Source organism: Nocardia mangyaensis (genome assembly GCF_001886715.1).
Lineage (GTDB): Bacteria > Actinomycetota > Actinomycetes > Mycobacteriales > Mycobacteriaceae > Nocardia > Nocardia mangyaensis.
Genome location: NZ_CP018082.1, coordinates 1785915 through 1804830, shown reverse-complemented (window position 1 = coordinate 1804830; position 18916 = coordinate 1785915). Strand labels below are relative to the sequence as shown.

Genomic DNA, 18916 nt, shown 5'->3' with positions numbered 1-18916 from the left:
CGCATGACACTCCGGCACGATCACGGCGTTTCGGACGTCTTTCCCGGCGCGCGGGACGAGCACCGGACAGAATGCCTAGGATGCGCCCGATCACCGAGAACCCGGCCCACTTCCCCGTCACCGAGGGCGTCGACGACGCGGTCGCGCAGCGCCTCGCCGTCGCCCTGCGCTGCGCGACGGTCTCGACCGAGGACCCGGCGCGGACCGCCGACGCGGAGTTCGTCCGCCTGGCCGAACACCTCGAGTCCTCGTTTCCCCGGGTACACGCCGAGCTGACGTTGACCACCTTCGGCCGCAGCAGGCTCTACCGCTGGGACGGCGTCGAGCCGGGGCAGGTGTCGGCGATCCTGCTGGCCCATCAGGATGTGGTCCCGGTCGACGACGAGCAGCGCTGGACGCATCCGCCGTTCGCCGGGGTGGTGGACGAGGAGTTCATCTGGGGCCGCGGCGCGATCGACGACAAGAGCCGTGTGCTCGCCGTCCTCGAAGCCGTCGAGTGGGCGTTGGAGCTGGGCATCCGGCCGCACCACACCGTCTACCTGGCCTTCGGCCACGACGAGGAGGTCTTCGGCGACGGTGGCGCGGTGCAGATGGCTCAGTACCTGCGCGAACGGGACGTGCGCGCCGACTTGCTGCTCGACGAGGGCGGGGTGATCACCGACGGAGTGGCCGACGGGGTCGACCGGCCGGTCGCGAGCATCATGCTCGGCGAGAAGGGCTACGCGACGGTGCGGCTCTCGGTCACCGAGACCGGTGGTCACTCCTCGATGCCGGGCAAGCAGACCGCGGTCGGCAGGCTGGCGCGGGCGGTCGCCCGGGTGCAGGACCATCCGATGCCGCTGCGGCTGACGCCGGTGATCGCCGACATGCTCGCCCGGATGCGGGTGGCGCTGCCCGAACCGCGCCGCACGCTGCTCGAGCTGACCGATCGACGCGGCCTCGCCGCGCTGACCGGACCGCTCGTCACCCGGATCCTGGCGGCGGGACCGACGACCGAGGCCCTGGTCCGCACCACGACGGCGCCCACCGTGATCCGCGGCGGGGTGAAGGCCAATGTGCTCCCGCAGAGCGCGGAGGCGCTGGTGAATTTCCGTATCCTGCCCGGTGATTCGGTGGCCGCGGTGCTCGCGCACTGCACACGGGTGATCCGCGACCTCGGTGTGAGGATCGACCTCACCGGCCCCACCTCGGAGCCGTCCCAGGTGACCGGGCCCGGCCCGGCCTTCGATCTCATCGCCGAGCTGGCCACGGGCGTGGTCGAGGGCATCGTGACCACCACCGGCCTCGTCCCTGGCGCGACCGACTCCCGGCACTACGACGGCTTGGCGGGCACACGCTGCAATTTCGCGCCGATCGTGCTGACCGCGGCCGACCTGGAACGAATCCACGGAACCGACGAGCGGATCTCCCGGCTCAACTACGCTCGGCTGATCGAGTTCAACCGGCGCCTGATCGAGCGGCTCGCCGCGGCGCCCGACCCCACAGGAGAACGGCGATGACGACGGATACGGGCGAGTTCGCCGGCAACGGCGGCCGGATCGCCTGGCGCGCATGGCAACCGGAGTCCACCGCGCGCGGGGTGATCGTGCTCGTACACGGCGTGGCCGAGCACTCCGGTCGCTACGAGCACGTCGGCGAGGTGCTGGCCGGGGAAGGGTTCGCGGTCTACGCGCTCGATCACATCGGGCACGGACTCTCCGAGGGCGCCTCGGCCAACATCGGCTCGATGCAGGCGGCCGCCGACAATGTCGCGACGCTGCTCGAGCTGGCGGGCGCCGCCCATCCCGGCGTGCCCCGGTTCCTGCTCGGCCATTCGATGGGCAGTCTGGTCGTGCTGCATCTGGCCACCCGCGCACCGGTCGACGTGGCGGGCATCGTCGTCTCCGCACCGCCGCTCGACATTCCGCTCGGCAACCCGGTCCAGCGCCTGGCCGCTCCCCTGCTCACCCGGATCGCGCCGAATCTCGGTGTGCTGACCCTGGATTCGTCGACGATCAGCCGCGATCCGGAGGTAGTCCGCGCCTACGATGCCGACCCGCTGGTGTTCCGCGGCAAACTGCCCGCGCGCACCGCGGTCGAGATCCTGCAGCACACGGCGCTGGTGAAGCAGCGCCTCGGCGCGCTCACCCCACCGCTGCTGGTGGTACATGGCACCGGCGATGTGGTGGCCGCGCCGTCGAGCGCCGATGTGCTGGAGACCGGCACCGGTTCACCGGATGTGACCGTGATCCGGTATCCGGGGTTGTTCCACGAGGTGTTCAACGAACCCGAGCGCGATGAGGTGATCGGCGACGTCGCGCAGTGGTTGTCGGCGCACGTCAGCGAAGGCGACGCCGAGTCCTGACACCGGCGCCTCCTCACAGACTCTGCGGGCGGGGCGACCGACGCCGTGCCCGCCCGGTGAGATGCGGGTGGTGGCGCCGCCGGACTCAGAGTGATCCGACGCTTCCGGGGGATGTTCACCGGAAAGTAGACTCGGTCCATGGGAACCACGTCTACCGGCGCCGTCGCCTTCATCCGTGCCAGCTGGCACAGCTCCATCGTCAACCGGGCGCACGAGGGGTTCGTCGCCGAATACGCCGATCTCGGCTTCGACCCAGCGCTCGTCGACGTCTTCGACGTGCCCGGTGCCTTCGAGATCCCACTGCACGCCAAGCGCCTGGCCGCCACCGGACGCTATGACGCGATCGTGGCGGCCGCGCTGGTGGTCGACGGTGGCATCTACCGCCACGACTTCGTCGCCACCGCGGTGATCGACGGCCTGATGCGCGTGCAGCTCGACAGCGATGTGCCGGTCTTCTCGGTGGTGCTCACCCCGCACCACTTCCACGAACACAGCGAGCACGTGGACTACTACACCAACCACTTCGTGACCAAGGGAGCCGAGGCCGCCCGCGCGGTGGCGAACACCCTCAGCTCCCTGCGGTCACTGCCCGCGGCGACCTGACCTACTCGAACTTCTTCAGGCAGGCCTGCTCGCCTTCGAGGACACCGGTGCGGAACGCCTCGAGGCGCTGATACCCGCTCGGCACGACCTTGCCGTTGACGTCGGCGGCCGCGAGACCGTCGGCGAGCAGGCCCGAGACCGCCTCGTCGAGGTCGCCCGCCGACAGGCGCGGATCGCTGCCGGGCTCACTGAGTTTCGTGGTGAGCACGCCCGACAGGCAGGCGGTGCGCAAACCAGCGGTTTCCGCGCCGGTGAGCGGCAGCTCGCGGTCCTGCTGCACGGCGAGGGCATAGCGGGAGACGAACACCACCGCGGCGTCGTAGTCACCGGTCACGATCGCCGAGAGCGGTTCCTCCTCGCTTCGCGTCTCCTCGCCCGCGCGCTCGGCCATGGCGGGCAGGTCGGTGTCGATGGTGTTGCTGCCGGGGCAGTAGGACACCAGCTCGGTCGTGGTGATCGCGGCGCAGTCGCGGGTCAGCCCGGTGTAAACGAACTTCGGCGCGTTCTTCACCGGCATCGACTTGGCCAGCTGCTCGGCCAGTGAGCTGAGGTTCTCCTCGTTCACCGGGAGTTGCTCGTCGCGCTCGCCGTCCTCGAAGGTGATCGGCAGCCCGGCGCGACGCTGAGCGATCTCGTCTTCGTCGATGTCCTTGCAGGACTTGGCGCCCTGGGTGTAGCCCATCTGCACCGCGGTGACCCGTTCGAAGGCCGAACCGTGCACGGCGTGGGGATCATTGGGGTCGCGGTCGCGCACCGCGACGGCCGCACCGAGCACACCGTTGAGGCCGTCGGTGGTGTTGAGCGTGAAGTGCTGGGCATTGCCCTCGGCCACATGACGCAGGAAGACACCGGCCAGACAGTCGGCCTGCTGTTCCTTCACCAGGGCGTCGGTGGTGAAGCCGCGCAGCAGGTCGGCCTGGGACTGGATGGCGTGACCGTACTCGTGGGCCAGCACCATCACCACCGACATCTCCTTGTACTTGTCCACCAGCAACGGCAGCAGCACCGAGCGGTCCCAGCCGATGGTGTGGTCGAGCGGGCAGTACGCGGCGTTGACCAGCTGATAGGTGCTGCTGAGGCAGAACTTCACCGATTCCGACTCCGGGGCCGTCGCCGACCAGGAGATGTACTTCGAGGCGGGCTTGAAGTTGCCGCGGAAAGTCTGGGAATACTCGGTCCGCCAATACTCTTCGATATCGGCGATGGCGTTGAGCGCGAGTGTGTCGATCGGTCCGCTGTCACCGTTGTCGGCCTGCTTGTCGGTGTCGGGGACACCGGGACGCGGCCCGCTGGGGCTGGTGCTCGACGCGGCACCGGCCACCTCCCAGGGATCGTCGAGCACCGGTACCGCCTGGTCGCTGGCGACCGTCGTTGCCGTACAGCCGGATACGAGCATGCCGGCACTGGCCAGTGCCGCGGCCACGGCCAGGCCGAACCGATTTCTCCTCATGGTGTCTTCCTCCCCGAGAATGCCGCGGCCACCGAGCGGTCCGCGGTCGAGCGCTCACATGGTAGTAGCAGCGGCCGCGCCGACGTCAACGGTCGAGTCGGACAGTGGCCAGCACGGCGCGATGGTCGGTGCCGGGCAGAGTGAGTGTGCGCACCGACTGGGCGACACCGCCGGCGAGCAGGATGTGGTCGATCCCGATGACCGGCCCCCACCGGCGATCCGCGGGATAGGTGAGCAGGACACCGTCACCGGTCTGCTCGGCCGCGGCCGCGAACGGGCCGTCGAGCAGTGCGCGATAGGCCGAATGATCACGGGTGGCATTGAAGTCCGCGCCGACAACGGCGGGAACCGGTGCGGTGGCGAGGATCTCGTCGACCCGGCGCATCTCCGCCGACCAGGCCGGGAAGTCGGCCGTGGGCGGGACCGGGTGGAAGGCGTGGACCGCGATCGGGCCGCGCTGCGGATGTGCCAGCGTGGCGGACAGGTTGTGCAGGATGAAGCCGTCGTATTTCACGGTGTCGCGCAACGGGTATCGGCTGTAGATGCCGGTGCCGCCGCCGCCCGCATGGGTGGGTTCGGTGTAGAAGTGCGGCAGCACGTCCTCCAGGCCCGCGGTGCGCAGTTTCACGACGGCGTCGAAGGTCAGTTCGTTGAGGGTGAGCACGTCGACGGCATTGTCACGGACCGTCGCGACCACCGCCGCCGGATCGGCCGCACCGAAATACAGATTCGACTGCAGCACCACCAGTTCCGGACCGTCGCCGGCGCGGCTGTCCGGGATGTAGGGCGGAATCAGCGTCCACCCCACGCCGACGACGACCACCGCGGCGGCCGCCGCACTGCGCCATCCGCGTGCCGCCAACACCAGGATCAGCCCGACGATCGCCCCCAGCATCAACCAGGTCGCCCCCGAGGCCAGCAGCACCAAGCCCTGCCGCTGCCAGTTCCCCACGTGCAGCACGATCCCGGTCACCGCCGCCGCCAGTGCGCCCCACCCCAGACCGAGCAGTACCCGGTCCACCCATCTACGCATCATCGGGCCAGCCTAATACTCCAGCCGCACTGTGTGATTTTGCTGGGTAGCATCGGCTTTCGTGCTGGTTGATGAGGATCTGGCTGCGTGGACGGCTGGTTTGGACGAGTTGTTCGCGCGGGTGGCGGGGCGGTTCCTGCGGGCGGAGCCGCGGTTGAGGGCGCGGGCGTATGTGCGGGGACTGCTGGCGCCGTTGGCGGGGAAGAACGGGTGGACGCTGGCCGAGGTCGCCGGTGACGTAACTCCTGACGGGATGCAGAGGCTGCTGAACAGGGCGTCTTGGGGCGCCGATGGCGTGCGTGATGACGTGCGGGCGTATGCGGTCGAGCATCTGGGCGACGCCGACGGGGTGCTGGTGGTCGACGAGACCGGGTTCCTCAAGAAGGGCGTGAAATCGGCTGGGGTGCAACGGCAATACTCAGGGACTGCCGGGCGGATCGAGAACTGTCAACTCGGCGTGTTCTGCGCTTACACGACCGTCAAGGGCCGCACTCTGATCGATCGGGAGTTGTATCTGCCCAAGTCGTGGACCACCGATCGGGTCCGGTGCGCAGCGGCTGCAGTGCCCGAAGATGTCAAGTTTGCTACGAAACAGGTGCTGGCGCAACGGATGCTGGGTCGTGCGCTCGATGCCGGCGTGCCTGCTCGGTGGGTCACCGCCGATGAAGCCTACGGTGGTGATTCGAAGTTCCGGCGCTGGCTCGAGCAGCGCCGGATCGGGTACGTGGTGGCCGTGGCCAGCAGCGCGCCGATTGTGACCGTCGGGGGCGACTCGCGTGCAGACCGGCTCGTCGCGGACGCGCCGCAGCAGGCGTGGAAGCGTCTGAGCTGCGGAGAAGGAGCGAAAGGGCCTCGGTTGTTCGACTGGGCCGTCGCCACGCTGCCCACCCTCAGCGAGGCCGGCCCGGGGTGGCGGCGCTGGCTGCTGGCCCGGCGGTCGCTGACCCACAACGCCAAGGGTGAACTCGAGATCGCCCACTACCTGTGCGGCGCCCCGATCGGCACCGCCGACACCGATCTGATCCGGGTCGCGGGTGCTCGCTGGTCGGTCGAGGACTGCTTCCAGACCGCGAAAACCGAGGTCGGGCTCGACCAATATCAGGTCCGCCGCTACGACGCTTGGTATCGGCACGTCACCCTGGCGATGCTGGCCCACACCTACCTCGCAGTGACAGCAGCAGTTTCCCCAAAAGCATTGGCAGCGGCCTCATTCCACTCACATTCGGTGAGATCAAGCGTCTCCTGGCACACCTGATCACCCCGACTCCCGACCTATCGAGGGTGCACCGCTGGTCGATCTGGCGGCGAAGACATCAACACCGCGCCAAGCAAGCCCACTACCAGCGAAGACGGGCTATGCATCACAAAGTGCGGCTGGAGTACTAACACGGCAGTTGTATTTCGTTGTGCTGCACCAGGGCTGGCGGTGCGGTAGGTTGCCCGTTCGTGTTGGATGATGTTGTGGCCGAGGATGTTTCGGTGTGGCGGGTGGCGTTCGACGAGGTGTTCGCTGGGATCGCGGGGATGTTCGGTCGGGTGGAGTCGCGGCGGTGGGCGCGGTCGTACCTGACAGGGTTGCTGGCGCCGGTGGAACGCAAGAACTCCTGGCAGCTCTCCGATGCCGCGGGTGTGGTGGGGCCGGACGGGCTGCAGCATTTCCTGAACCGGTCGCGGTGGGATGCCGATGAACTGCGCGACAGGCTGCGCTCGTATGTGACGACCGCGTTGGCTTGCCCGGATGGTGTGCTGGTGGTCGACGAGACCGGGTTTCTGAAGAAGGGTGTCAAGTCCGTGGGTGTGCAGCGGCAGTACTCCGGCACCGCCGGACGTGTGGAGAACTGCCAGCTCGGGGTGTTCCTCGCCTACGCTGCCGGTGCGGGGCGAGCATTGATCGACCGAGAGCTGTATCTGCCGGAATCGTGGACCGGCGACGCGGACCGATGCACCGAGGCAGGGATCCCCGACCCACGTCGTGAACAGGGGGTCGTGACCAAACCCCGGTTGGCCGAAGCGATGATCGCCCGCACCGTCGAGGCGGGCGTGACCGCCGGCTGGGTCGCCGCCGATTCCGCCTACGGGCGCGACGGAAAGTTTCGCTCGTTCTGCGAGGCTCGCCGGCTGTCCTACGTGCTGGAAGTGCCGGTCCGTCAGACCGTGAACGACCTCGACGGCCGTCGCCGTGTGGACACCCTTGTCGGTCGCGCGCCCGCCGATGCCTGGCATCGCGTATCGGCCGGTCTCGGTGAGCGAGGCGAACGCGTCTACGACTGGGCGTGGGCCACGCTACCGTCCTTCGGCGACGTCCCGGCCGGGTTCTCCCGCACCCTGCTGGCCCGCCGCAGCCTCGACGACCCCACCGACATCGCCTACTACCTGTGCTTTCACCCCGCCACCGTTACCCGCGAGCAGATCATCGCCGTCGCCGGCTCCCGGTGGGCGGTCGAGGAATGTTTCCAGGCCGCCAAGGACCAATGCGGCCTCGACCACTACCAAGTCCGCAAATGGACTCCCTGGTACCGGCACATCACCCTGGCCATGCTCGCCCACGCCTTCCTCGCCGTCACCGCCGCTACCGACCCAAAAGCCCACGCGGGCTGGGTCGAATCACAGTCGCCGACGTCCGCCGTCTCCTGGCGATAGTCCTGCACCCCGCCCGCACTCTCACCCACGCCCTGGCCACCTGCCGATGGCGGCGCCGCCACCAGAACTACGCCCGCCAACTCCGACATCAACGAAACCGATTATGAAGCAACGAAATACAACTGTCGTGCTAATGGTCGGTCACGTGGTGTGCGGTCAGATCGTTGGGCGACAGTCGATCCACGGCATGGCTTCTTCGAGCTGTGCCGCCAAGCGCACCAGCATCGCTTCACCGCCCAATTGCGCGGTGAACTGCACACCCATCGGAATGCCGTCGGCGGTCCAGTGCAGTGGCAACGACAGGGCCGGGCGGCCTGTCACGTTGGCCAACTGCGTGTAGGGAATCCAGCTCAGGCTGCTGTGGATGATCTGATCGGTCAGCGTCGAATGACGTAAGAGACCCGCGGTGCCTGTTTTGAGCAGTACCTCCGCGGCCAGCCGCAGCCGCCGTGGTGTGTCGAGCGAGCCGATTCGCGGTGGAAGGTCCGCGAGCGTGGGGGTCAGCAGCAGGTCGTAGCGCTCGAAGTAGCTCGACAGGCGCCGAGCGTGTTCATGGCGACGCATGACCGCGTCGACGTACTCGACGCTGCCGAAAGCCCTTCCCAGCGCGGCCATCAGTCGGGTATCGAACTCGAAACCTTCGTCACCGCAACCGGATCGGCGCTTGGCGGCATCGACTTCCCAGGCCAAGTAGGTGAACCATGTCAACAGGAAGTCCTGCGCCAGCGCCTCGTCGTCGAACGGTGGTTTGTCGAGGATCTCGACGGTGTGATGTAGGTCGGTGAGCGCCTCGGCGGCGGCATCGACAGCCGCCAGGGCTTCTGGATGGGGCGAGGAGTTGATGGCCGAAGACGTGCAGATACCGATCCGCAGTCGGCCTGGGTCTCCCCCGACCTGGGAGAGGAACGTTTCTGCCGGAACGGCGGGGATGTAGGGCCCGCTGTGTTCGCCCCCCTTGAGGACATCGAGCATGGCGGCCGTATCGCGCACCGAACGCGACACCACACCTTGGACCACGGCACCGTGCATGGCTTCGCCGACGGCGGGACCCATCGGAACCAGTCCCCGCCCCGGCTTGAGGCCGACGAGGCCGCAGCAGGCGGCCGGGATCCGGATGGATCCTCCGCCGTCGTTGGCTCCGGCCACCGCGACGATTCCGGCGGCCACTGCCGCGGCCGATCCCCCGGACGAACCGCCAGGAGCTCGATCGAGGCTCCACGGATTGCGGGCGGGGCCGAACAGTTCGGGCTCGGTGACGCCTTTGGCGCCGAACTCGGGAGTATTGGTCTTACCGAGGACGACCAGGCCGGCGTCGATCCATCGCCGCACCACCGTCGAATGCTCTTCGGCCAGTAACCGCGCCAACGAGCGAGACCCATTGCTGCTCGGCAGACCGGCGTAGTCCTGGCCGAGGTCCTTGATCAGGAACGGGACGCCTGCGAAGGGGCCGACCAAGTCCTCGGTGACGCGGCGATCGGCCTCGGCATCCATGAATCGAACGATCGCGTTGATCCTGCTGTTCACTGAATCGGCCTGTCGCCGAGCGACTTCGAGTAGTTCGCTGGGCGTCACGTCACCGGCTCGGACGAGTTGGGCAAGCCCCAGCGCGTCGAAGCTCCGATACTCATCGGTCCGCATACCGCGAGAGCATAGCCGTACCAAGCGGTTAGTCAAACCGATTGGTACGGGATCGGCGCGCACATCGTCGCGCGCCGGGATCGGGCCTCCGACGGGTCAGCTCCCGTGGGGGCTATGCATCATCGCGATCGCCGCATCGAACGCGGCATCGACACGCGCGCGATCTCCGGTCAGCAACAAGTCGAGCTGCAATCCACGGATGTGCCCCAGGACGAGAGTGGCGAGGGTGCGCGCTTCGTCGGCAGGCCAACCGTCGGCACACAGGCGTTCCTCGATCGGTGTCAACCAGTCATCGACGATCGAAGGCGCCAGCGCCTGCGCGTCGGCGGGCCTTCGCGCCGCGCGACCCACCAGCTGGAACAACAGGATGAACTGCCGCTGTTCCCTGGGCTCACACAACCTCGTCCACACCATGCGCACCAGTTCCGCCGACGAGCTCGCGGTGCTGAACTGCTCGTCCTGCTGCCACGACCGAACGAAGTCGCCGCGAATCTTGTCCCCCACGCACAGCAGAAGCTCGTCCTTGGACTTGAAGTGACGCAGCAGCGTCGCGTGCGATACCCCGAGCGCGGTAGCGACCGGCCGCAGCGACACCCCGTCGATGCCATGATCGAGCACGTACTCCGTGGCCGCGGCCAGCAATTCGGGTCGACGATGCCGATAACGCAGGGTGCGCCCGTCCACTCGGTCATCAGTCATCGCTGTCGATCGTAGAGCGCGCCGGGATCGACGTGCCGGGCAGAGGCGGACTCACTGCCGCGCAACCATGCTTTGCCACCTGAGACCGCGGTCAGCTCTCTTGCAGCGACTGCTCCACAGCCTGGGTCAGCAGGCTGAGGTGGTCGCGTTCGACCGTGTCGAAATCTTGTCGTCGACAGATCTGTTCGATGCGGGCGAGTTGGTCGCCGATTGCTTGTCGATCCACCGGGCTTCGGGTAACCGACGAGAGCGCCTTCAGCATCGACAACAAGCTGCCGAGTACCGCTGGGTCGTGCGCACCATAACGTCTGGGTTGGGCGCAGACGAGGTCGAGCAGCTCCGGAAAATCAGGGCGGGCCACATGCAGGCGGGCAGTGCCGTCGCTGTCGTAGCGGGTTTCCGGACCGAGGCGGTATCGAGTGAGTTCACAAAGAACCACGGTCGCCGAGTTGATCGCGTGAATCGCGGTGGAAGGGTCGTTGATGCCCGGTGACAACGCTCGAATGACCACGTCGGTCAACTGCCGCAACCCGTAGCCGATATCTTGCGCAGCCGTGCGTTCGGCACCGCAATTCAGCGCGCGAGAGACCTTGTCGCCGAGTTGATCGATCGCCTCCGAGGAAAGGGCCACGGCCTCCGCCGGCCAACAGTAGGCCACCACGGTACGGGCAACCACCGGGTCGCCGACCCGGCAGCGGATCGACAACACCGCGTCCGCTTCGACCGCAGCAGCGAGGAGCACTTCTTCGTCGACTTCGACGAGATAGCCCGACGAACATGCCTCGATTCCCGTTCGCTGCGGCGGCATTGCCAGGGGGTCTACGGGTTGATCGGCGGTCTCGGCCCGTTCCAGCAGGTGGTGGGCGCTGCCGATCGATTCGGACGCGACCTGGTCGAGCATTGTCTCTATTCGAATCTGACGCACCAGGTGACCGAGAAACACCACCAAACCCAACACGCTACCCATAGCGAGCACATACGCCACCGTCACCGAGATCTGCGGAACGAATTCGACACCGTCGAGGCGGCCGCTGCGCACTCTGCGCAGGACCGTCAGCGAGTAAGCGAACGTCGCCAAGAACAACGTGAGGGTGCGTTGAACAAACCGGTCGGAGGAGAACGACCGCAGCAGTCTGGGTGAATACTGACTGCTCGCCAACTGCATCGTGACCAGCGTCAGCGAGAAAGTCAGTGAGGTCACGGTGATCAGCGAGGTGGCGATGGTGCCGAGTACTTCACGCGCGGCGTCGGCCCCGCCCCCGAACAAGTGCTCGGTGACGGACTCGGGAAGGTGACCATTCAGCCGAGAATCGAGTGCGGGCAGGAATATGCCGGCGAGGATCGCTACGAGAACTCCCGCCAAGGGCACCGGCCACAGCCGAGCCCGCATTGCGTCGACGATGGCTCCTCGGCGACGCTTCACCGTCGCGGCGGCTCCGGGGCCGCGATGAGTTCCTTCGCTGCTCACACTCGTGCTCCTATCCACTTCACGGCGATATCGGCCGAGCTCACGCGGCACGACCGGGACGGGCGAGCCATTCCGAGCCAGTGCCGGTACCTGCGATACGAACGCCGAGGGCGTCTACCAGCGGCTGCTCAACTCTATCGAGCGGTGGGGCCCGAGGCCGGCAGTGAATCAACCGATTCGGAATCAACCGATTCGCCGGTAGCAGGGCACTCTGCGCGCACGAAAGGGATCTGACGGATCGAAAACCGTCCGGGTGGCTAAGAGCTCCTAACATGTTCGATTGCTGAGTCGTCGCCAGCAGATCAGCACAGCGGCGAGGTCGAGGTATCCCTGATGGATGTCGGTACGGCGTTCCCAGCGGATGGCCAACCCCGGTATTGGTGCAGCAACGCCAGTGTTTGCTCGACGATCCAGCGGCCGGTGGTCACCTTGTCGCGGGTTCCGCTGCGTGGGATGTAGACGGTGATTCGTCGTTGCTCGAGTTCGTCGTAGACGCGGGGGTAGTCGTAGCTCTTGTCCGCGATCAGGGTCGTGATCTTCTCGCGTGGTCGGCCGGGGCGTCCTCGTAGCGGCCTCACACGATCGAGCAGTTTGGGCAGCACAAGGTGGTCGTTGACGTTGGCCGCTGACTGCACGATGGCTAGAGGAAGGCCGTTACCGCAGGTCAGGATGTGGTGCTTGGCTCCGATTCTACGGCGGTCGACCGGGCTGGGACCGGTATCGGCACCCCTTTTGTGGCCCGCACGTGCGAGCCGTCGGGAATGACGCGGTCGAAATCGATCAAGCCCGCGCGGTGGCAGTGGGCGAGCATCGTGGTGTGCATGGCCTCGAACACCCCGGCTGCCTGCCAGTCCCGGAGACGCCGCCAGCAGGTCATGCCGGACCCGAAACCCAGTTCTTGGGGCAGTCTTCCCACCCGATGCCGGTGATCAACACGAACAGAATCCCTTGCAGGACAAGCCGATCATTCATCCATGCTGGTCCCGGTGTTCCCGCCGCCTTGACCGGCAGTAGCGGTTCGATCACTGCCCACAGCTGGTCGTCCACGATCCACGGCGCTGCCACGACGAAAAATCCTGCACTACAAGCAAACTCGTCGCTACCCGACAGAACCTGTTAGGAGCTCTAATACTGCAACTGCACTCGCGTAGTTCTGTGCTGGTAGACCTGTCTGATGGTGTTGGATCATGCTGTGGCCGAACTAGATTCGTTGATGAACAGGATCGAGGGCCGGTTCACTCGGACTGAGCCGCGGGGGCGGGCGGGTGAGTATGTGTCGGGGCTGGTAGCAGGTCTGAACGTAAGAACGGGTGGACTCTGGCCGAACGCGCTGGTGAGAGAGTTCCGGATGGGATGCAGCGGCTGCTGCGCGCTACGGACTGGGACGTCGAAGGGGTGCGTGACGATGTGCGCGATTTTGTCGTCGAGCACCTCGGTGACCACGCCGGGGTGCTGGCCGGTGACGAGACCGGTTTCCTGAAGAAGGGCATCAAATCTGCTGGCGTGCAACGTCAGACTCCGGGACTGCCGGACGCACGGAGAACTGCCAGATCGGTGTGTTCTTGGCCTACGCCTCCCGGCACGGGCACGCTCTGATCGACCGGGAGCTCTATATCCCCGAGTCGTGGACATCGGATCGGGCCGCTGCCGCGACGCCGGTATCCCCGACTCCGCGGAGTTCGCGACCAAGCCCCGACAGATGATCGCCATGCTCGAACGCGCGCTCGCGGCGAAGGTCCCCTTCGCGTGGTTCACCGCCGATGAGGCCTACGGCCAAGTCGGCTACCTGCGGGATTGGTGCGAGGACCGCGACGTGTCCTACGTGCTGGCCACCCGTTGCGACCAGCAGGTGAGCACTCGCGCCGACCGCGTAGCCTGCGCTGATGACCTCGTAGCCGAATTCGGTGACCGCACCTGGCAACGGCTCTCGGTCGGTGCTGGCGCACACGGACCCCGCGAATACGACTGGGCACGCCGCCAGATCGAGGTCACCTGGGCCACCGGGCGCGGGCACTGGCTGCTGGCCCGGCGCAGTATCAGTAACCCGACCGAGATCGCCTACTACCTCTGCTACGGTCCGGCCTCGTCGCGGCTGGTCGATCTGGCCTGGACCGCCTGGTCGCGTTGGCATGTCGAAGAAGCGTTTCAGCAGGCCAAAGGCGAAGCCGGACTCGACCACTACCAGGTACGCAAATGGCGGGCCTGGCATGCCCACATCACTTTGTCCATGCTCGCCCTGGCGTGGCTCGCAGCCATGAAAACCATTGCTACAAAAGGGGACTCGCCGACGATGAAGACGGCATGATCGCTCTCACGTTACCCGAGATCCGCCGCCTGCTCGTCGCATTCGTGCTCACCCCACTCAATCGGGCTGACCATATCTGGGTCTGGTCACGCTGGCGACGACGCCGACAACACCAAGCTCGGCTCTCGCACTACCGACTACGCGGCCGCCCACTCACCTGAGTGCAGTTGCAGTACTAAGTCGCCCCACTTTCGGCCGGCTTGTGGCGGAGCTGAAGATTCTCTGTGGACTACCCTGACCCCAGGAGGTGGCCGATGTACATCGAGGAGTTCACCGCGGCGGGCCCGCTCACCGAGCACGCGGTCGACGAGCTGACCCTCCTCGCGACCCGCTACACCTCCACCATCACCCTCACCGTCGCCACCCGGACCGTCCAGCTCCCGGTCCTGTCCACCTGCTGGACCGAACTCCCCATCACCACCGGCACCCCGATCACCGTCGAAGCCGCCCACGGCTACTGTCCCGCCGACCGCGAGGACAGCACCGCTCTGCGCGACTTCGTCACCACTTTCCAGCGCGCGACCGCGCCTACCGAATCCCGGTGAGCGGCGCCGGGTGGCCACCTGCCCCATGACCGTCCGCGCGAAGAGCCGTACGCCGCCTGGCTACAGCGGCAGTCCTTCCTCGATCCAGTTGTAGGCCTGGATCTTTCGGGAGGCCGGGTCGTTGACGACTTGATTGATGAGGTCGTTGACCTGGTCGGGCGAGAGGGGGTAGCCGTAGTGTTCGGCGGCGCCCGCGGAGGCCCAGAGGGAGGCGAAGAGGCCGGGGCCGCCGAGGAGGTAGGTGAGGGCGGTGCCGACCTCGTCGACCGTTTCGATGACACCGTGGACCAGGGCGATCGCGATGTCCTCGTCGCCGGGGGCGGCGCCGGGGGCGAGGGCGCCGGAGTCGACCGCGCGCTGGGCCAGCCACTCGTAGGGGATCAGCGGGGCAGCGCCGATCACATCGCCCAGGTAGTAGCGCCATTCGCCGGGATTGCCCTGATCGAAGGCGTGGATGTAGAAGGTGCGGGTCAGCGCCCACAGGGCGACGTAGCGCAGGGCGACCTGCTCGGGCTCCAGATTCGCGTCGGGGCCGCTGGCCCGGTCGTGCTCGAGCTGGTTCCAGGCGTAGTGGAACCAGACCTGCTCGGAGTTGCCGACCCAGGTGGCGGGCAGGCGCTCGGCCAGGGCCGCCACATCGGCGGCCGGGCCGTCGGGGCCGGTGGCGCCGGAGGCCTCGGCGCGCAGGTTGCCGACATAGCCCCGCAGGGCGTCGACGGAGGTGAACACCGCGTAGCCGAGCTGGGCGAAGCGGGTGAGGTCGGCATTGGCCGGTTCCAGCACGAGTACCACCGGCATCCCGACACCCGGCTGTAGCCCCTCAGGCCAGAACGCCTCGGCCACAGCGAGTTCGCGACCGGTGACCGGGTCGGAGACCTCACTGTCGAGCAGCGGGAAGCCGAAGCCGTCGGCGATGAGGTCGTCGACGAGCGCGTTGACCTGATCGACGGCGGGATCCCCGAGCGTCGCCCCGGCCACGCCGACCGTCAGCAGCGTCGGCCGATGCAGGGTGCCGGTGCGCAGCTGTTCGAGGAACGAGTCGGCCGCCGCGGCGAGCAGCTTGCGCCGCGCCCGCAGGAACTCACGGTAGTTCTCCACCCGCCACAGCGCCGGATCGGTCGGAATCCATTGCGAGGCGAGCACACCGGGGTTGCGCTGCTCCACTTCGGCGAAGTAGTCGCCCGGCTCGCGGTCACCCAGCTCGGCCTCCGAACCGGGGCTCAGGAAGCAGAAGTTGGCGATCGCGTTGATCTCGTTGCGCTCGTAACCCGCCTCACGCAGCAGGGTTTTCGGGAACAGGTAGTGCACCTGCACCGGTGTGCGCTCGCTGAACTGCTCGATCCCCAACTCGGAACCGGTGCCCAGATCGCGCGAACCATCCACGCGGGCAAGCAGATACAGCAGCGGATAGAAGCGTGAGCCGCGGGTGGCACCGCCGAAATCATCGGCGCAGATGTCGAGCGAACCGCCGCGCAGCCGTTCCAGCGAAGCGATGAGACCGTCGATGCCGCCGCGCTCGAGGGTGTCGTAGTCCTGCTGCAGGAAGGTTTCGGTGGAGCCACTGAACCGCCCCCACAGCGCCGAGTGCACGTACCAGTACAGCACCCGATCGCGATGCAGGTCGTTGTCGAAGCGGCCGCCGTTGAGGAACAGCAACCGGGTGATCACCGGAATGGCGTAGCGCCCCATCAGGACTCGGTCGTGATCGAGCCCGAGCCTGCCCGCGACGGTGTCGAGGAAGGTGTCGACCTGCGTCGCGGTCGCGGTGAGCGCCTGCTCGAACTCGACCGGGTCCAGATCGCCGAGCGCGTCGAAGTGCGAGCGCCCGTTGCCGACCGCGATGACATTGCGCAGCAGCCAATCCAGGGTGAAGGTGTAGCCGTCCTTGTCCCAGCGGATCAGGTGGTCGCGCAGGTTGCCGCGGGCCTGCGGCCACTGCGCGCACAGCGTGGCAAGCGCCAGATCGCCCTTGGACAGCTTGGTGCCGCCGGAGTTGACCCGGTTGAAGATGTCGACCACCTCGTCGACGGTGCGATCGGACCCGGTGATGGTCTCGACATTGAACTCGCGGTGGGTGATCTCGCGCAGCTTGTTGAGCCGGTCGAGATAGACGGCGAGGGTCTCCGGCGCCACGTCGGTGAACCGGGCCAGGTAGTGCATCGGCCCCAGCGCGAACAGTTCGGTGACATCGATCCAGGCCGGATTGGTGTCGCGCCCCGGCACCTGGAACTCGAAAACCTCACGCTCGACATCGAAATGAAGACCGGTGAACGCGATCGCGTCGCCCTCGAAGAACGACGGCGCGGTCCCGCGCACGATCCCGTAGAGGGTGGTGATGCGCTGCTGGCCGTCGAGCAGCAGCTGCCGCAGGCCCGACCCACCGGGGGCACCGCGCACCGCGATCTCCTCGGACCCGGTCTCCCACACCAGCAACCCACCGACCGGGTACCCGAGGTACAGCGACCGCATGAGTCCACGCACCTGGTCCCGATTCCACACGTAGCCGCGCTGGAATTCGGGCAGCAGCACAGCACCGGAGTCGATCTGGTCGAGCAGGGTGGACAGACGTGTCACGGCAGCCTTTCGATCGCGATCCGGTGGCGGCGAACCGCCCCATCGTTGCACGGATCGTACCGACACACACCGACGCGGCAGCGCCCGAACAGGACTGGCAGGTCGCCGCCGAACTACCCGGTGCCCGCCACCGCGGCCCGGAACTCCGCCGAGGCGTAGAACGGGGCCAGCCTGCGCCGCACCACGGCGTCGAGATAACCACGCTCGTCGAGCTTTCCGAGCACCGAGGGGCCGAAGCGCAGGGCCTCCTCGATCAGGTCCTCGCGCCCGATGCCCAGCTCGGCGAGCAACTCGGTGAGCGGGGTGTCGCCGTACTTGTCGAAGACGTGGTCGATGCCCTCGTCGAGCAGGGCGTGGAAGTAGTCGGTGTCGCGGAAGGTGCGCCAGAACTCGAAGGTGAGCACGACCGCGTCTTCCACGTCCTCGGCCGAGACCAGATCGCGGAACGAACCGATCGAGTCGCCGGTGTGCTTGCGCCAGGTCTCGCGGGCGGTGTCGAGCAGTACGTCGTCGGCGTCGGCGCGGTTGCCGCGCAACACGAATCGCGCGCCGGTGCGGGTGATCCTGCCGACGCCGTCCTCGATCGCGGGCATCGCCGGCTCGGCCAGCCGAGCCAGCGCGCCGCGCAGGGTCCGCGCCAGCCCACCGCCGTCGGCGTGACGACCGTCGTCGACCGCGGTGACGACCGCGCGCTGAACCGCTTCGACACAGGCGTCGACGGTGACCGGACTGCTGAGCACCAACCGCACCAACCGGTGCGTGACCCCCATGTCGGCCACGGCGGCGGCCAATTCGTCGAAGCGACGGCTGTCGACGACCTCGCCGACCGGGATCTCGTCGTTGGCGCGATGGTGGTAGAGCCGGGCGGCGACCTCACCGACGAGTTCGGGGATCGCGCCCTCCACGGGGATCTGCACCGCGTACTTGTGCGCGACCGCCTTGATCTGCTCCCGCGTCACCGACTCGGCCAGAGTCAGTTCCTCGGCTTCGTCGAGCAGGCCGTCCACCTCCTCGACGACGAGCTCGAGGAATCCCGGCGGCTCCAGCAGCTGCGCCTTGGTGAACGCCACGTGCGCGTCGAGCACCCGCAGCGCCAGGTCGACATGACCGGAGTCCCCCTCGTTCGTCTCACCCATACCGCCCAGATTGGCACACCTGGCGAAGGTAGGTGGCGCGGGCGCTCGAACCCGCGTCCGAAGGGCGCGACACGCCCGGGCTCGAACCGCATTAGCCGCCCACAACGTGGTCTTATAGGTCTGATTGCGCAGTTTGCCGACGAGTATGGCATACTGGGTTGCTGAGACTGGGCTGATCGCAAGTGATCGCCGTGGCTCACCTACGGAAAAGACTTTTAAACACATGACTCAAGGCACTGTTAAGTGGTTCAACGGCGAAAAGGGCTTCGGCTTCATCGCCCAAGACGGAGGCGGCCCCGACGTCTTCGTGCATTACTCCGCCATCGGCGGCTCGGGCTTCAAGTCTCTCGAAGAGGGACAGCGGGTGGAGTTCGAGGTCGGCCAGGGCCAGAAGGGCCCTCAGGCTCAGGACGTCCGCGCCATCTGATCTCGGCGCAACTGTAGAAAGGCCCCGTACCACTGGTACGGGGCCTTTTTCACG

15 protein-coding genes and 2 pseudogenes are annotated in these 18916 nt (G+C 67.1%); 8 read left to right on the top strand and 9 right to left on the bottom strand.

Annotated elements, in window-relative coordinates; genetic code table 11:
* Nucleotides 1-80 precede the first annotated feature (80 nt).
* The 3 genes from BOX37_RS08235 (at nt 81) to BOX37_RS08225 (ending at nt 2947) form a co-directional block, all read left to right on the top strand.
* Nucleotides 81-1499, top strand: a complete 1419-nt coding sequence (locus BOX37_RS08235; RefSeq protein ID WP_084759490.1) for a M20/M25/M40 family metallo-hydrolase — start codon at nt 81-83, stop codon at nt 1497-1499.
* Nucleotides 1496-2344, top strand: a complete 849-nt coding sequence (locus tag BOX37_RS08230) for an alpha/beta hydrolase (RefSeq protein ID WP_071927121.1) — start codon at nt 1496-1498, stop codon at nt 2342-2344. Before BOX37_RS08235 ends, BOX37_RS08230 begins: the two co-directional genes overlap by 4 nt.
* Nucleotides 2345-2482: 138 nt before the next feature.
* Complete coding sequence (locus BOX37_RS08225; protein ID WP_071927120.1) at nt 2483-2947, top strand: 6,7-dimethyl-8-ribityllumazine synthase; 465 nt, start codon at nt 2483-2485, stop codon at nt 2945-2947.
* A 1-nt stretch (nt 2948) separates the two neighbouring features.
* Here BOX37_RS08225 and BOX37_RS08220 read toward each other — a convergent pair whose 3' ends face one another.
* Both BOX37_RS08220 and BOX37_RS08215 read right to left on the bottom strand, forming a co-directional pair.
* Nucleotides 2949-4397, bottom strand: a complete 1449-nt coding sequence (locus tag BOX37_RS08220; RefSeq protein ID WP_071927119.1) for a neutral zinc metallopeptidase — start codon at nt 4395-4397, stop codon at nt 2949-2951.
* A gap of 85 nt (nt 4398-4482) precedes the next feature.
* Nucleotides 4483-5433, bottom strand: coding sequence for an endonuclease/exonuclease/phosphatase family protein (locus tag BOX37_RS08215; RefSeq protein WP_071927118.1), 951 nt, complete (start codon nt 5431-5433; stop codon nt 4483-4485).
* Nucleotides 5434-5509: 76 nt separating this feature from the next.
* Between BOX37_RS08215 and BOX37_RS08210 the strand changes: the two are divergent.
* A pseudogene (locus BOX37_RS08210) lies at nt 5510-6816 on the top strand (IS701 family transposase).
* A 75-nt stretch (nt 6817-6891) separates the two neighbouring features.
* A complete protein-coding gene (locus BOX37_RS08205; RefSeq protein WP_420811611.1) occupies nt 6892-8070 on the top strand; it encodes an IS701 family transposase in 1179 nt (392 codons plus the stop codon).
* Between the two features lie 156 nt (nt 8071-8226).
* Here BOX37_RS08205 and BOX37_RS08200 read toward each other — a convergent pair whose 3' ends face one another.
* The 5 genes from BOX37_RS08200 to BOX37_RS34865 form a co-directional block, all read right to left on the bottom strand.
* Complete coding sequence (locus tag BOX37_RS08200) at nt 8227-9708, bottom strand: amidase (RefSeq protein ID WP_071927116.1); 1482 nt, start codon at nt 9706-9708, stop codon at nt 8227-8229.
* Between the two features lie 96 nt (nt 9709-9804).
* Entirely contained in the window at nt 9805-10407 is a 603-nt protein-coding gene (locus BOX37_RS08195) for a TetR/AcrR family transcriptional regulator (protein WP_071927115.1), read from the bottom strand.
* A gap of 91 nt (nt 10408-10498) precedes the next feature.
* Nucleotides 10499-11875: a DUF2254 domain-containing protein gene (locus BOX37_RS08190; protein WP_071927114.1), complete on the bottom strand. Its 1377-nt coding sequence runs from the start codon at nt 11873-11875 to the stop codon at nt 10499-10501.
* 302 nt (nt 11876-12177) lie between these two features.
* Nucleotides 12178-12675 (bottom strand): transposase, encoded by a 498-nt coding sequence (locus BOX37_RS35165; RefSeq protein WP_276207260.1) that lies wholly within the window; start codon nt 12673-12675, stop codon nt 12178-12180.
* Nucleotides 12676-12748: 73 nt separating this feature from the next.
* On the bottom strand, nt 12749-12940 hold the full coding sequence (locus BOX37_RS34865; RefSeq protein ID WP_206045788.1) for a transposase: 192 nt from the start codon (nt 12938-12940) through the stop codon (nt 12749-12751).
* 252 nt (nt 12941-13192) lie between these two features.
* Between BOX37_RS34865 and BOX37_RS08175 the strand changes: the two are divergent.
* A pseudogene (locus BOX37_RS08175) lies at nt 13193-14180 on the top strand (IS701 family transposase).
* Between the two features lie 254 nt (nt 14181-14434).
* A complete protein-coding gene (locus tag BOX37_RS33820) occupies nt 14435-14725 on the top strand; it encodes a hypothetical protein (RefSeq protein WP_071927113.1) in 291 nt (96 codons plus the stop codon).
* 60 nt (nt 14726-14785) lie between these two features.
* Here BOX37_RS33820 and BOX37_RS08165 read toward each other — a convergent pair whose 3' ends face one another.
* Both BOX37_RS08165 and BOX37_RS08160 read right to left on the bottom strand, forming a co-directional pair.
* Entirely contained in the window at nt 14786-17299 is a 2514-nt protein-coding gene (locus BOX37_RS08165) for a GmrSD restriction endonuclease domain-containing protein (RefSeq protein WP_071927112.1), read from the bottom strand.
* 113 nt (nt 17300-17412) lie between these two features.
* Nucleotides 17413-18435 (bottom strand): hypothetical protein, encoded by a 1023-nt coding sequence (locus BOX37_RS08160; RefSeq protein ID WP_071927111.1) that lies wholly within the window; start codon nt 18433-18435, stop codon nt 17413-17415.
* A gap of 223 nt (nt 18436-18658) precedes the next feature.
* Here BOX37_RS08160 and BOX37_RS08155 point away from each other — a divergent pair, with 223 nt between their 5' ends.
* On the top strand, nt 18659-18862 hold the full coding sequence (locus tag BOX37_RS08155) for a cold-shock protein (RefSeq protein ID WP_056821080.1): 204 nt from the start codon (nt 18659-18661) through the stop codon (nt 18860-18862).
* Nucleotides 18863-18916 lie beyond the last annotated feature (54 nt).